11 protein-coding genes are annotated in these 14,273 nt (G+C 69.2%); 5 read left to right on the top strand and 6 right to left on the bottom strand.

Features of this window, described 5'->3' with window-relative positions; genetic code table 11:
- Positions 1-239 precede the first annotated feature (239 nt).
- Positions 240-2,330: a glutamine synthetase III family protein gene (locus BQ7106_RS00485; RefSeq protein ID WP_072369634.1), complete on the bottom strand. Its 2,091-nt coding sequence runs from the start codon at positions 2,328-2,330 to the stop codon at positions 240-242.
- Positions 2,331-2,719: 389 nt separating this feature from the next.
- Between BQ7106_RS00485 and polA the strand changes: the two genes are divergently transcribed.
- Positions 2,720-5,428 (top strand): DNA polymerase I, encoded by a 2,709-nt coding sequence (polA, locus tag BQ7106_RS00480; RefSeq protein ID WP_072369631.1) that lies wholly within the window; start codon positions 2,720-2,722, stop codon positions 5,426-5,428.
- Between the two features lie 83 nt (positions 5,429-5,511).
- The gene (gene rnhA, locus BQ7106_RS00475) at positions 5,512-5,979 is read left to right on the top strand and encodes a ribonuclease HI (protein WP_072370526.1); all 468 of its coding nucleotides are present in this window, start codon (positions 5,512-5,514) and stop codon (positions 5,977-5,979) included.
- A gap of 576 nt (positions 5,980-6,555) precedes the next feature.
- Here rnhA and BQ7106_RS00470 read toward each other — a convergent pair.
- The 3 genes from BQ7106_RS00470 to BQ7106_RS00460 form a co-directional block, all read right to left on the bottom strand.
- Entirely contained in the window at positions 6,556-7,632 is a 1,077-nt protein-coding gene (locus BQ7106_RS00470) for an ABC transporter ATP-binding protein (RefSeq protein ID WP_072369628.1), read from the bottom strand.
- Between the two features lie 4 nt (positions 7,633-7,636).
- Positions 7,637-9,346, bottom strand: coding sequence for an ABC transporter permease (locus BQ7106_RS00465; protein ID WP_072369624.1), 1,710 nt, complete (start codon positions 9,344-9,346; stop codon positions 7,637-7,639).
- Between the two features lie 123 nt (positions 9,347-9,469).
- Positions 9,470-10,612: an ABC transporter substrate-binding protein gene (locus BQ7106_RS00460; protein WP_072369621.1), complete on the bottom strand. Its 1,143-nt coding sequence runs from the start codon at positions 10,610-10,612 to the stop codon at positions 9,470-9,472.
- 239 nt (positions 10,613-10,851) lie between these two features.
- Between BQ7106_RS00460 and BQ7106_RS00455 the strand changes: the two genes are divergently transcribed.
- The 3 genes from BQ7106_RS00455 to BQ7106_RS00445 are packed head-to-tail and all read left to right on the top strand — an operon-like array spanning position 10,852 to position 12,493.
- Positions 10,852-11,166, top strand: a complete 315-nt coding sequence (locus BQ7106_RS00455) for a PadR family transcriptional regulator (protein WP_072369618.1) — start codon at positions 10,852-10,854, stop codon at positions 11,164-11,166.
- Complete coding sequence (locus tag BQ7106_RS00450; protein ID WP_072369615.1) at positions 11,159-11,530, top strand: DUF1700 domain-containing protein; 372 nt, start codon at positions 11,159-11,161, stop codon at positions 11,528-11,530. Before BQ7106_RS00455 ends, BQ7106_RS00450 begins: the two co-directional genes overlap by 8 nt.
- A gap of 30 nt (positions 11,531-11,560) precedes the next feature.
- A complete protein-coding gene (locus BQ7106_RS00445; protein ID WP_072369611.1) occupies positions 11,561-12,493 on the top strand; it encodes a hypothetical protein in 933 nt (310 codons plus the stop codon).
- Between the two features lie 126 nt (positions 12,494-12,619).
- Here BQ7106_RS00445 and BQ7106_RS00440 read toward each other — a convergent pair whose 3' ends face one another.
- Positions 12,620-12,814: a hypothetical protein gene (locus BQ7106_RS00440; RefSeq protein ID WP_072369608.1), complete on the bottom strand. Its 195-nt coding sequence runs from the start codon at positions 12,812-12,814 to the stop codon at positions 12,620-12,622.
- A gap of 2 nt (positions 12,815-12,816) precedes the next feature.
- The gene (locus tag BQ7106_RS00435) at positions 12,817-14,271 is read right to left on the bottom strand and encodes a glutamate synthase subunit beta (protein WP_072369605.1); all 1,455 of its coding nucleotides are present in this window, start codon (positions 14,269-14,271) and stop codon (positions 12,817-12,819) included.
- Positions 14,272-14,273 lie beyond the last annotated feature (2 nt).

The raw sequence follows: 14,273 nt of genomic DNA, 5'->3' as shown, positions 1-14,273 counted from the left end.
CAGGACTTCCCAATCGCGGACCCCTCCGGGGGGTTTCCAATCGCACCCCTTTCTGCGGGGACTACCCAATCGCAACCTTTTCGCGTGCACGCGCGCCCGCAGCCGCACCGTGACCCCAGCTCCAACCCAGCGTGGCCCCGCCCGCACACCCGCGCGACACAGCGCCGCCCCGAGGGCCGAGCGGGCCCACGGGGCGGCGGTCGGGACGCAAGGTTCTTCTCGCTGGGAGATGAGGGCGCCTAGACCCAGAAGAGCATCTCGTTGTAGGTGGGCACGGGCCAGTACTCGGCGCCGCAGACCTTCTCCATGGCGTCCACGCACTCGCGCAGGTGCTCCATCGAGGGGAGGACGGTGTCGCGGTAGGCGAAGCACTGCTCCTGCGGGTCCTCGACCGCGTGCGCCGCGGAGTTGTTGGCCTCGAGGTCGGCCGTCGCCTCGTGGATGGCGGAGATGCCGTCCGTGAGCGTGCGCACGAGCTCCTTCTCGACGGGGCTCTCGATGCCGATCTCGGCCTTGGTGGCAACCGAGCTCGCGATGTCGCCGGAGTAGTCGAACAGCGCCGGCAGGTAGAGGTGGCGCGCCATGTAGACCATGGTGTTCGCCTCGATGTTGAGCAGCTTCGCGTACTGCTCGGCCTTGGAGACGTAGCGCGCGTGGAGCTCGGCCTCGTTCAGGACGTGGTACTTGCCGTAGAAGGCCACGGTCTCGGGGGCGGTGATGCAGGCGAGCGTGTCCGGGGTGGACTTGAGGTTGGGCAGGCCGCGCCGCTCGGCCTCGGCCTCCCACTCCTCGGAGTAGCCGTTGCCCTCGAAGAGCACGCGCTGGTGGTCGCGCAGGGTGTGCCGCACCCAGCGAAGGGCCAGGTTGGTGAACTCGTCGCCGGTCTTGCCCTCGAGCTTGGTGGCAAAGCGGTCGCACTGCTCGGCCACGGCGGTGTTGAGCACCACGTTGGGGTCGGCCAGGTTCTGCTGGCTGCCGCACATGCGGAACTCGAACTTGTTGCCCGTGAAGGCGAAGGGCGAGGTGCGGTTGCGGTCGGTGGAGTCGCGCAGCAGGTCGGGCAGCGCGGGCACGCCCAGGTCCATGCGCTCGGCCTCGTGGACCTCCGGCTCCTCCTTGTTGATCAGTGCCTCCACGATGGCGTGGAGCTGGTCGCCCAGGAAGACGGAGATGATCGCCGGCGGCGCCTCGTTGGCGCCGAGACGGTGGTCGTTGCCGGCGGAGGCGACGCTCATGCGCAGCAGGTCGGCGTGCTCGTCGACGGCGGCCACGAGCGCGGCGAGAAACACGAGGAACTGCAGGTTCTCGGAGGGCACGTCGCCGGGCTCGAGCAGGTTCTTGCCATCGGCGCAGATGGACCAGTTGTTGTGCTTGCCGGAGCCGTTGACGTACTCGAACGGCTTCTCGTGCTCGAGGCAGGCGAGGCCGTGGCGCGTGGCCAGCAGCTTGAGCTCCTCCATCGTGAGGAGGTTGTCGTCGATGGCGAGCGACCCCTGCTCGAAGATCGGGGCGAGCTCGTGCTGGGCCGGGGCGACCTCGTTGTGCTTGGTCTTGACCGGCACGCCGAGCTTCCAGAGCTCGTCGTCGACCTCCTTCATGAACTCGTTGACCGTGGGCCTGATGGCGCCGAAGTAGTGCTCCTCGAGCTCCTGGCCCTTGACCGGCTCGCACCCGAAGAGCGTGCGCCCGCAGTAGATGAGGTCGGGGCGCTTCTCGTAGTCCTCCTCCTTGATGAGGAAGTACTCCTGCTCGGGGCCGATCGTGGTGAACACGCGCTTGGGCTCGCGGCCGAAGAGCGCCAGCACGCGCTTGGCCTGCGCCTCGAGGGCCACCTGCGAGCGCAGAAGCGGCGTCTTCTTGTCGAGCGCCTCACCGGTGTAGGAGACGAAGGCGGTGGGGATGCAGAGCACCTCGTCCTTGATGAAGGCCGGGCTCGTGGGGTCCCAGGCGGTGTAGCCGCGGGCCTCGAAGGTCGCGCGCAGGCCGCCCGAGGGGAAGCTCGAGGCGTCGGGCTCGCCCTGGACGAGCTCCTTGCCCGAGAAGGACATGAGGACCGTGCCGTCGTTGATCGGCGTGAGGAAGCTGTCGTGCTTCTCGGAGGTGATGCCGGTGAGCGGCTGGAACCAGTGCGCGAAGTGCGTGGCGCCCTTCTCGAGCGCCCACTCCTTCATCGCGTGCGCGACCTCGTTGGCGATGTCGAGGTCGAGCGGCTTGCCGTCGTCGATGACCTGACGGAGCTCCTTGTAGGTCGGCTTGGGAAGCCGCTCCTGCATCACGGCGTCCGTGAACAGCAGGCTGCCGAACTCCTGCGAGACCTTGTCCTTGCCCATGTGCGCCCCTTTTCGTCTTTGGCGTGTGGCTTACGGCGGAATACTCTACGGCGCCATTATTTCACGACCGTTGCCCCAGCGTGAAGCTCACGGGGCGTTTACGTTGCAGGCGCGCTGCGATTTCATGGCGAGAAGTACGCGGGGCGCGCTGGGGCAGCGCGCAGGCCGCCGGCGGGCCAGGGTGAGCCGCCCGCCGCGCCAGAACCTCACAGGTAGTGGTTCTTTCGTCAATTTCTGGCTTATGTACATAATGTTATAACGAGAATAGAAAGACTACCTGTGAGGTTTGGGAGGACGTGGGACGAGAAGAGCTCGCCCCTGGGTCGGCCCCGCACCCCGCCCGTCCTTCTCGCCTACAATTGGGCGGACACACGGACGAGAGGAACCTCATGCCCGAGACCACCGAGAGCACCGCCACCCGCACCATCGCCGTCATCGACGGCAACTCGCTCATGCACCGCGCGTTCCACGCAATCCGCCAGCCCATGACGGCGCCGGACGGCCGCTCGACCAACGCGCTCTTCGGCTTCTTCAACATGTTCATCAAGCTCGTGGACACGTTCCGCCCCGACGGCGTGATCTGCGCCTTCGACAGGGGCAAGCCGCGCGTGCGCATGGAGATGCTGCCGCAGTACAAGGCCCAGCGCCCGCCGATGGACCCGGCGCTGCGCGAGCAGTTCCCCATGGTGAAGGAGCTCCTCGGCGCGCTCGACGTGCCGGTCGCCGAGCTCGAGGGCTGGGAGGGCGACGACATCCTCGGCACGCTCGCCCGCCGCGGCGAGGCCGCCGGGTACACCATGCTGCTCTTCACCGGCGACCGAGACATGTACCAGCTCACCACCGACCGCGTGAAGGTGGTCTCCACCAAGAAGGGCGTCACGGACGTCGCGATCATGGACCCCGCGACGGTCGAGGACCTCTACCACGGCATCACGCCCGAGCTCGTCCCCGACTTCTACGGGCTCAAGGGCGACTCCTCCGACAACATCCCCGGCGTGCCGGGCATCGGCCCCAAGAAGGCCGCCGCGCTCATCGTGCAGTACGGCAGCCTCGACGAGGTCATCGCACACGCCGACGAGGTCAAGGGCAAGATGGGCGAGAACCTGCGCGCCCACATCGACGACGCGCTGGTGAGCCGCCGGGTGGCAACGATCCGCACGGACGCTCCGATCGAGCTCGACCTCGACGACGCGCGCTTCCCAACCTTCGACGCCGCCGAGGTCGCCCGGGCGTTCTCCGCGCTCGGCTTCACCGGCATGACGAGCCGCCTCGTGCGCCTGGGCGGCGAGGGGGCCGTGGCCGCCGCGCGGGAGGCCCTGGGCGAGAAGGACGGCGCCGCCGCGGGGGCGGCTTCCACCGTCGAGCTCGGCGGGCCGCTCGCGGGCGACGAGGCGCGCGCCGCCCTCGACGAGGCGCTCCGCGCCGGGGACTGGATCGGCTGCGCGATCGACGACGACCGCGCGGACGGGGCGCTCTTCGGGCTCTCGCACGTGCTGTGGGCGGCCGTCGGGGACCGGCTCTGCCGGTTCGAGGGAGACGAGGCCGACGACGCGCTCGCGCGCCTGCTGCGCGAGGGGCGCCTCGCCGCGGGCGACGTCAAGGCGCTCGTCCACGTGGCCTGCCCCGCCGACTCGTCGCTGCCGGCGGCCGTCGACGCTCGCGAGGTCGACCCCGGGCGCATCTTCGACGTGGGCGTGGCCGCCTACCTGCTCGACTCCGAGCGCGGGAGCTTCGCGGTCCGCGAGCTCGCCGAGTCGTACCTGAGCGACGTGCTCCCCTCCCCCACCGACGACGTCCCCGCCGCGGCGATCGAGGCGGCGAGCGTCCTGCGCCTCGTGCCCGTGCTGCGCGGGCGCCTCGAGGAGGACGGCTCCGCGCGCCTCTTCGACGAGATGGAGATGCCCCTCCTGCCCGTGCTCGCCCAGATGGAGCGCGAGGGGCTCGGCGTGGACACGGCCATCCTCGCCGCGCAGTCCGCCGAGCTCGGTGCCGAGATCTCCGAGATGGTCGAGAGGATCCACGCCGAGGCAGGCGAGAGCTTCAACGTCGACTCGCCCCAGCAGCTCTCCCACGTGCTCTTCGACGTGCTGGGCCTTCCCACCTACGGACTCAAGCGCACCAAGCGCGGGTTCTACTCGACCAACGCCAAGGTGCTCGGGGACCTCGCGCGCGACCACGAGATCGTGGCCGACGTCCTGGAGTACCGCGAGCGCGCCAAGATCAAGTCGACCTACCTCGACGCGCTGCCGGCGCTCGTCGCCGGCGACGGGCGCATCCACACCACGCTCAACCAGACGGTCACGGCGACCGGGCGCCTCTCGAGCTCCGACCCCAACCTGCAGAACATCCCCACCCGCTCCGAGCTGGGGCATCGCGTGCGCCAGGCGTTCACGGTGCCGGAGGGCCACGTGTTTCTCGCCTGCGACTACTCGCAGATCGAGCTGCGCCTCCTGGCCCACCTCTCCGGGGACGAGCACCTGATCGCCGCCTTCTGCGAGGGCGCGGACTTCCACGCGGCAACGGCGGCGCGCGTCTTCGGCGTTCCGGTGGACGAGGTCACTCCGCAGCTTCGCAGCCGCGCCAAGGCGGTCAACTTCGGCATCGTCTACGGGCAGCAGGCGTTCGGCCTCGCGAGCTCGCTCAAGATTCCCCGCGCCGAGGCGCAGGAGATGATCGACCGCTACTTCGAGGCATACCCCGGCGTGCGGGCGTTTCTCGACGAGGCGGTGCGCGTGGCGCACGAGCGCGGCTGGGCCGAGACGCTCTACGGGCGCAAGCGCCACATCAAGGAGTTCAGGCAGAAGAACCGCCAGCTCGTCGCCTTTGGCGAGCGCACGGCCATGAACCACCCCATGCAGGGCACCGCGGCCGACATCATCAAGATCGCGATGGTGCGCGTCGCCGCGCGCCTCGTCGAGGAGGGCCTGCGCTCCCGGCTCGTGCTGCAGATCCACGACGAGCTGGACCTCGAGGTGCCCGAGGGCGAGGTCGAGGCCGTGAGCACGCTCGTCCGCGAGACCATGGAGGGCGTGGCGGAGCTCAGGGTGCCGCTCGTGGCCGAGGTCTCCTACGGCTCCAACTGGGCGGAGGCGAAGTAATGGCGAGCTGGAGCGACTTCTCCCGGGCCGCAGGCGGCACGAACCTGACAGAGGGGACGGGGGAATCTGTCAAGTTTTCCGTCATGGCCTGGTCCGACGGCTCCTCGCGCGGAAACCCGGGGCCGGGCGGCTTCGGGACCGTGCTGCGCTACACGGGCCCGGACGGGCGCGCCCACGAGCGCGAGATCTCGGCGGGGTACCGTCGCACCACGAACAACCGCATGGAGCTCATGGGCGCGATCGCGGCGCTCGAGGCGCTGCGCCGCCCGTGCGCGGTCACGATGACGACGGACTCCCAGTACGTGTGCAACGCGTTCAACAAGGGCTGGATCGCCGGCTGGCAGCGGCGAGGCTGGAAGACCGCGAGCAAGCAGCCCGTGAAGAACGTCGACCTCTGGGAGCGCCTGATCGCCGCCGCCTCGCCGCACGACGTGACGTGGGTCTGGGTCAAGGGCCACGCCGGGCACGCCGAGAACGAGCGCTGCGACGAGCTGGCCACGAGCGCGGCCGACGGGTCGGCGCTCCTGGAGGACGTCGGCTTCGAGGGGTAGCCCCGCGGGCGCGGGTTCTTCTCGGCAGCCGGCGGGACGACGAGCGCGGCGGCAGCGAGCGTGCTGGTTGCGGTCGGTCTGGTGCCGGAAAGCGTCCGCAACCCGCACGTGCCTCGGGGACATGCTGGTTGTGGACGTTTTCTAGGTCCAATTCGACCGCAAGCCGCACGCGCCTCAAATACGTGCCGACTGCGGATGGTTTTGGACTCCGGACCGTCCGCAACCCGCACGTCGAGGCCGAGGTAGAACCGGATTTCGGCTCGTTCCAGTCGAGGCGCCACCACTCGAGGCGCCCGCAGCCCCGCGCCGCCTTCGAGCTCCATCCTCATCCCCTCCTCGCGAGTCCGCTGCCCCCCACGGGCACGGGCCCAACGTAGCAAAGCGCGCGGCAGTCCGGGGAATGCCGGGCCGCGAACGGCTCGGCCGACGGAGCCCCCTCGACGGGCGGGGACGGCGTCCGCGCACGAAGAGCGGGCCGCCCCGGAGAATGAGGGCGGCCCGCGGCAAGGGGGCTGGCCGACGCGACGGGACGCCCCGCCCGACCGCGCGCGACGACGCGACGGGGCTCCCCGCCCGCTACAGCACGTGCACGTCGTCTGCCGTGAAGGCGACGAACGCCTCGTCGCCCACCTCGTAGATCTTGTGGTTCTTGGGGTTGAAGTCGGTGATCTTGACGAGCGTGTCGCCAACCATGACCTGGTAGTTCTGGTAGTTGCCCATGAAGCGCGACAGCGTCACGCGACACGGCAGCACGCCCTCGTCGGCAAGGCGCGCCGCCTCGGGACGCAGCACCAGCACGCACGGGTCGCCCACCGAGAGGTGCCCCACGCTCGCGACCTCCACGGCGCGCCCCTCGATCGTGGCCACGCCCGACTCGCCGTCCTTCTCGGCAAGGCTTCCGCGCAGGAAGTTGGACTCGCCGATGAAGTCGGCGACGAACTCGTCGACCGGGTGGTAGTAGACCGTGTGTGGGTCGCCGATCTGGTCGACCACGCCCTTCTTCATGACGATGATGCTGTCGGAGAGCGCCATGGCCTCGGACTGGTCGTGCGTGACGTAGATGGCCGTGATGCCGGCCTGCTGCTGGATGCGACGAATCTCGTTGCGCATGTCAACGCGCAGCTTGGCGTCGAGGTTGGAGAGCGGCTCGTCAAAGAGCAGCACGCCGGGCTCGAGCACGAGGGCGCGCGCGAGCGCGACGCGCTGCTGCTGGCCGCCCGAGAGCTGGTTGGTCATGCGGTCCTCCATGCCCTCCAGGCCCACCAGGGCGAGGATGGCGTGGACCTTCTCGGAGATCTGGTCCTTGGGCATCTTGCGGAGCTTGAGGCCGTAGGCGACGTTGTCGAAGATGTTGTAGTGCGGCAGCAGGGCGTAGCTCTGGAAGACCATCGCCGTGTCGCGCTTGTTGGGTGTGAGCTCGTTGATGGGCTCACCGCCGAGGTAGATCTCGCCCTCGTCGGGGCTCTCGAAGCCGGCGATCATGCGCAAGATGGTGGTCTTGCCGCAGCCGGAGGGGCCCAGCAGCGTCACGAACTCGCCCGGGGCGATGTCGATGTTGGCGTCGTGGACCGCGTAGAAGTCCTTCTTGGTCTTGGGGTCCTGGTAGATCTTGGAGACGTGCTCCAGGCGCACGCCCTTTCTCTCCTTAGCCATGCTCTTAAGCCTCCTCGGTGTACTTGCTGGTCCCAAAGTGCTTGATGGCGAGGTTCATGAGAAGAACCGAGCCGTAGGTGATCGCGATCAGAATCGTGGCGAACGCGCACGCGATGCCGTAGGAGCCCTTCTCGGCGAACTCGTTGATCTGCACCGTGATGAGGAAGAACTGCGGCGTCACGAGCAGGATGATCGCGGAGATGGCCGTGATGGAGCGGACGAACGCGGTCACGAGGCCCGAGAGGAACGAGTCCTTGATGAGCGGAAGCGTCACCGTCCGGAAGACCGTGAAGCTGTCCGCGCCCATGTCGTAGGCGCTCTCCTCGATGGACTTGTCGATCTGGCGCAGCGCCGAGATGCCCGAGCGCGTGCCGGTGGGAAGCGAGCGCACGATGAAGACGATGATCAGAATCGCGGCCGAGCCGTAGAGGCCCTGGAGAAACCCGGTGCGGAAGACGCCCGCGGAGAAGCCGCGGATGAAGCCGACGCCGAGGACCGTGCCGGGCACGGCCATGGCGAGCATCGAGACGAACTCGATGAAGCCCTTGGTGCGGAAGTTCCGCTTGACCACCAGGTAGGAGATGATCATCGAGAGCAGCGCCGTGATCGGAGCGGCTATGAGCGACAGCACGAAGGAGTCGCGGAACGCCTCGAGGCCGTGGTAGCGCTCGAAGACCTGGATGAACCACTTGGGCGTGAGCGTGAAGTCGTAGCCCCACGTCTTGAACAGGGCGCCAAACGGCACGCAGATGTACATCACGACCACGAAGACGGCGATGACGCCGCACAGGATGGTAAGCGGCAGCGTCACGGAGCGGTCGGTGATGAGCATGCGGGCGCGGGAGGCCTTGCCGGTGAGCGTGGCCGTGCTCTTGGCCTCGAGCACGTACTTCTGCACGATGAACATGAGCAGCGTGATGCACAGAAGCACGACGGCCATCGCGGCGGCGCCCTCCTTGTCGTAGGCGCCCGTGATCTGCAGGTAGATCGTGGTGGCGAGCGTGTCGTAGGAGCCGCCGATGATCATGGGGTTGGCGAAGTCGGCGATCGACTCGATGAAGGTGACGAGAAACGCGTTGCCGAGTCCCGGCAGGACGAGCGGCAGCGTGACGGACGTGAAGACCTTCCAGCGGCTGGCGCCCATGTCGCGCGCGGCCTCCTCCAGCGACGGGTCGATGTTTTTGAGCAGGCCGCGCAGCATCATGTAGCACACGGGGAAAAACGTCAGCGTCTGGACCACGAAGATGCCCCAGAAGCCGTAGACGGAGTTGTCGTAGATGCCGAGCAGGTAGCGCGTGACGATGCCGGACTTGCCGAAGAGCATGATCACCGAGAGGGAGAGCACGAACGGCGGCGAGACCACCGGCAGCATCGAGACGACCTTGAAGAGTCCCGAGAGGAACCGCGTGCGCAGCTTCACGTACACCTCGACGTAGGCGAACAGCAGCCCCACGAGCGCCGAGGCGACGCTCACGAGCAGGCCCACCGAGAGCGTGTTTGTGATCGCGGTGGTGAACGTGTGCATCTGGAAGATGCGCTCGAAGACCTCAAGGCTCGGCCCTCGCTCCGTGATGAAGCTGTCCACCAGAAGAATCGCGAGCGGGTACAGGATGAACAGCGTCAGAAACGCTATCAGCACCACGATGGTGGTGATCATGATGGGATCGGCCAGGAGCTTCTTGCGGTCAAGTTCGGCGCTCTGGGTTCTAGCCATAGCCACCCCCTTCAACTCGTCTTCCTACGTAGGGGCGCCGGGCGGATGAGGGCATCCGCCCGGCGCGGCTCGGGTCACGCGTGGCTCGCCGCGGCGGGCGAGAAGAACGCGCGGGCGGAGGCGCTACGCGTCCTCGGTCTCAAAGCGGTCGTCGCCGCCGCCCAGGGCCTCCATGACCTCGGCGACGTAGGTGTCGGTGTTGGCCTTGGCGTCCTCGAAGTCATAGTCCATCGTGTTGTTCGGGTCGAGGCCGAACTCAGTGGCGATCTCGGGCTGCTGCGCGTTGTCGATGACGAGGAACTGGTAGGAGCCGTTCTGCGCGGCGAGCTCGACGCACTCGGGCGAGAGGGCGTACTCGATCCAGAGCTTGGCGGCGTTGGGGTGCTTGGCGCCCTTGAAGATGGCCGTGGCGCCCACCTCGCAGGAGGTGCCGGAGGACGGGACGACGAGCTCGATGTTCTCGTAGCCCTGGTCGACGATCTGGAAGATGCCGTCATGCAGGAAGCCGAGGCCGATCGTGCACTCGCCGGTGCCGATGTTCTTGGACGGGCCGGAGCCGGACTTGGTGTAGACCTCGACGTTCTTGTCGAGGTCAACGAGGAACTGGATGCCCTCGTCGTGGCCGTACTTCTGGATCATCGTGTTGACGATGAGCTTGGCGGTGCCGGCCGTGTTGTAGTTGGACGACCAGATGAGGCCCTCGTACTGCGGGTCGGTGAGGTCGGCGAAGTCCTCCGGCGGGGTGACGCCCAGGCGCTCGACCTCGTCCTTGTTGTACATGATGCCAAGAAGGCCGGTGTAGATGCCGTACCAGTTGCCGTCGGCGTCCTGGTACTTGGGGTCGGTGATGTGGGAGGCGTTGGCGGCCTCGTAGGGCTCGAGCAGGCCCTCGGCGGTCACGACGTTGTAGGGGTCGGTGGTGCCGCCGAACCAGACGTCGCCGGAGGGGTTGCCGTTCTCCTCCTCGATCTTGGCCTGGACCTCACCGGTGGAGAGGCGCTGGTACTGGACCTCGATGCCAAAGACCTCCTGGAAGTGGTTGCAGGCGGCGGCAAGGTAGTCCTCCTCGCAGGAGCCGTAGACGACGAGGGTGCCCTCCTCCTGGGCGGCCTTGATGAGGTCCTCGGACGCACCGACGGAGTTCTCCGCGACCTGGGTGCCGTCGGAGGGGGCGTCGCCGCCGTCGCCGTTGCACGCGACGAGGCCGAGTCCGCAGAGCGTTGCGGCACCGGCCGCGATGAAGTTCCTGCGCGAGATGTTCGACATGGTCCAACCTTCCCTTCGCTGACGGGCCCTCGCGGGCCCACTCTCAAACGAGTCCTCGTCGAAGAGGCCTTAACACGTTCTTAACGTTTCTTGCAGAACTATGACAGAACGAAATCGCCGAGCGGTCGCCTGCACTCCGGAGGCGCGACGCGTGGCGCCCTCTCCCCAATGCCAGTTGACGACGTATACTATGTATAATATAGTATACGTCGTCATAGGGCATCAAAGGAGGGGTCGTCGTGGACGCGCAGCTCAAGCGGGGCTTCATCGAGGCGTGCGTGCTCGTGGCCGTGTGCGACCAGGAGTCGTACGGCTACCAGATCATTCGTGACGTGCCGGGCGTGCTCGGGCTCACGGAGTCGACGCTCTACCCCGTGCTCAAGCGGCTCGAGGCCGCGGGGCACGTCTCGTCGCGCAGCGCCGAGCACAACGGGCGGCTGCGCAAGTACTACCGCATCACGGACTCGGGACGGGCGCGGCTGGCCCAAGTTACCGCCGAGCGCGCCGAGGTGGAGCAGGTCTACGACTACATCGGGAGGGTTTGCCATGACTAAGCAGGAGTACCTCGCCGAGCTGCGCGCGGCGCTGTCCGACCTGAGCGCCGAGGAGGCCTCGAGGGCGTGCGCCTTCTACGAGGAGATGATCGACGACCGCATGGAGGCCGGCGAGGACGAGCGGGACGCCGTCGCGGCGATGGAGCCCCCCGCCGTGGCCGCGTCGCGCATCGTGGACGAGATGCCGGCCGTGCCGCGCGCCCTGGCGCGGGCGCGGGGCGGAACGCCTCCATCTCCGAGGTCGCCGAAGCCCTCACCGACGAGTCGCGCGACCTCGGCGAGAAGAGCCTCTACACCACGGTCTCGGTCATTGCCGCGGGACTCGGCATCTGAGGCCCGGCCGGCCGTCGTTGCGCTAACCTAGTCTGGACAGGGACCCGGCGGAGGAGAGGCCATGCCCGCGATCATCACTCACCACATCTTCGGGGAAGACGTCGCGCGCCTGCTGCCCGAGGAGGTCGTCTCGGGCGAGGAGGAGCTGCTCGCCTTTCTGCTGGGAAACCAGGGCCCTGACCCGTTCTTCGCGCGGTTCTCCACGCTTCCCGCGGTCGCCGCGCGCAGCCGCGCCCTCGCCTCCACGATTCAGGCGGGCCGCGTCACGCGTGCGTTCATGGCGCTGCGCGACGGCGTGAGGCGCCTTCCCGTCGCCGACGAGCGCGTGGGCCGCGCCTTCGTCCTCGGCCTCCTCGGCCACTACGCGCTCGACCGGGGCGCGCACCCCTTCGTCATCGCGCAGCAGCGCGCGCTCTGCGCGTGTGACCGCAGCCTCGAGCGCGCGTCCGGCGAGGTCCACGCGCTGATCGAGTCCGACATCGACTCATGGATCTTGTGGGAGCGCTGCAGCGCGACCGTGGAGGAGCGCCCCGCGACGGGCAACCTCATGCGGACGGAGCGCATCGAGCGCGTGGGCGGCGCCCTCTTCTCGCAGATGGCCCTCTCCGTCTTCGGCGTCGCCGCGAGCGCGCGCGAGTACGCCGCCAGCGTCCGGGACTACGAGCGTCTCTACCGCCTGATCGACCCCGCCGGCTCCCCGGCGTCGAGGGCGGCGGGCGCCGTCGAGCGCCTCGCGCGCGGCCGCTCCCGCGCCGAGGCGATGGCGCACTACGCGCGTCGCAGCACCGAGTGCCCCGCCGCCAACCTGGGCTGCCGCCCCTGGGCGGACCCCTTCACCGGCAGGGTCCGCCACGTGAGCTTCGCCGACCTCTTCGACGAGGCCCGGCTCTCCTACCCCGCCCTCGCCGAGGCGCTCGTGCGCAGCGACGAGGCGAGGTTCCGCGAGCTCGTCGGCGGGCTCAGCTACGCCGGCAGACCCGGGACGGACGACTAGGCCCGGGCGCCTCAGCGTAGCCCGATCCGCACGCACGGATTCGTGCCCGAAAGCGTGCGTTTTGCGCGGACCACGCGGGCGCGCCCGGCGGGCGCATGCGGCGAGAAGAGCGGTGCGCGCATGCCGCTAGAGCCAGACGAGCTCGCTCGGGGCATCCGGCTCGTCCGGTCCCCGCCCTCCCCCGTCGGCCGGCGCGCCCCATCCCGTCGACTCCTCGAGCCAGGGCCGTCGACGCTCCGGGAGCGGCTCGAAAGGCCGCTCCTCGCCCCTCTCCAGCCACACGATGCCGCCGGGGCCGTCCTTCTCGCCGGGGGCGAGCATGGTCAGAGCCCCAGCCCGGAGGCGACCTCGCCCGCGCAGGCCATGGCGTCCGCGATGGCGCTCACCACGAGGGACGACCCCGTGCGCGCGTCCCCGGCGACGTAGACCGAGCCCGAGGCGCGATGCCCCTTGACGCACGAGGGCAGCCCGCGCTCCCCCACGGTGACGCCAAGGGCCTCGAGCGCGCCGCGCTCCGGCCCCGTGAAGCCGCACGCCACGAGCACCAGCTGCGCAGCCAGATCCCGCTCGGAGCCCTCCACGGCCTCGGGGCGCCCGCCGGACCAGTCGAGGTCGACCACGCGCACGCCGCGCACCGAGCCCGACTCGTCGAGAAGAACCTCGCGGGTGTCCGTCGCCCACGCGCGGCACTCGCCGCCCATGAGCTCGATGGCCTCCTCCTGACCGTAGTCGGTCTTGAGGGTGGCGGGCCACTCGGGCCAGCGCACGGCTCCCGGGCCCGGGTCCGCGGGCCGCGGCATGAACTCGAGCTGCCGCACCGACCGAGCGCCCTGGCGCACCGCGGTGCCCATGCAGTCGTTGCCCGTGTCGCCGCCGCCGATGACGACCACGTCGAGCCCCGCCGCGCTCACGGCCGGCTCGCCGCCGTCGAGCAGGGCGCGCGTGGACGCGGTGAGGTAGTCAACGGCGAAGACCACCCCGCCGGCCGCGCGCCCCTCCTCGAACCCCGCCGCCGAGAGACCGTGCGGGCGACGCGCGCCCACGGCCACCACCACGGCGTCGAAGTCGGCGAGGAGCCCCTCCGCCACGTCCTTCTCGGCCGCGTCCGCGCCCAGGCGAAACTCCACGCCCAGCTCGCGCATCAGCGCGACGCGGCGCTCGACCACGTCCTTGGGCAGCTTCATGTTGGGGATGCCGTACATGAGCAGGCCCCCGGGACGGTCGGAGCGCTCGACCACCGTGACGCGCGCGCCGCGGCGGGCGAGCTCCCACGCGGCCGCGAGGCCGGCCGGGCCGGAGCCCACCACGGCCGCGCGCGGGGCGTCCGGCCCCGCCGGCTCGAAGCGCCGCGGGCCCCCGTGGGCCCACTCCCAGTCCGAGATGGCGCGCTCGTTGTCGTGGACGGTCTCGGGCTCGTCGTCGCGCCCGAGGTTGCAGGCCGCCTCGCAGAGCGCGGGGCACACCCGGCTCGTGAACTCGGGCAGCGGGGAGGTGAGCGCCAGGCGGTCGGCCGCCTCGCGCCAGAGTCCGCGGTAGAGGAGGTCGTTCCACTCGGGGATGAGGTTGTGCAGCGGGCAGCCGCTCGGTCGCGCGCCCCCGAAGCCGAGGCCGGACTGGCAGAACGCCACGCCGCACATCATGCAGCGGCTCGCCTGCTCGCGCTGGAGATCGGGCGGCAGCTGCTCGTAGAGCTCGCGGTAGTCGCGCGCGCGCTCTCCGACCGCACGCAGCTCGTGGGCCACGCGGCCCACCGTGAGAAACGCTCCGGGCTTGCCCATGA

Source organism: Thermophilibacter mediterraneus (genome assembly GCF_900119385.1).
Classification (GTDB): Bacteria; Actinomycetota; Coriobacteriia; order Coriobacteriales; family Atopobiaceae; genus Thermophilibacter; species Thermophilibacter mediterraneus.
Note: the sequence above shows the minus strand (reverse complement) of the source record. Positions and strands in the feature narration are given on the sequence as shown.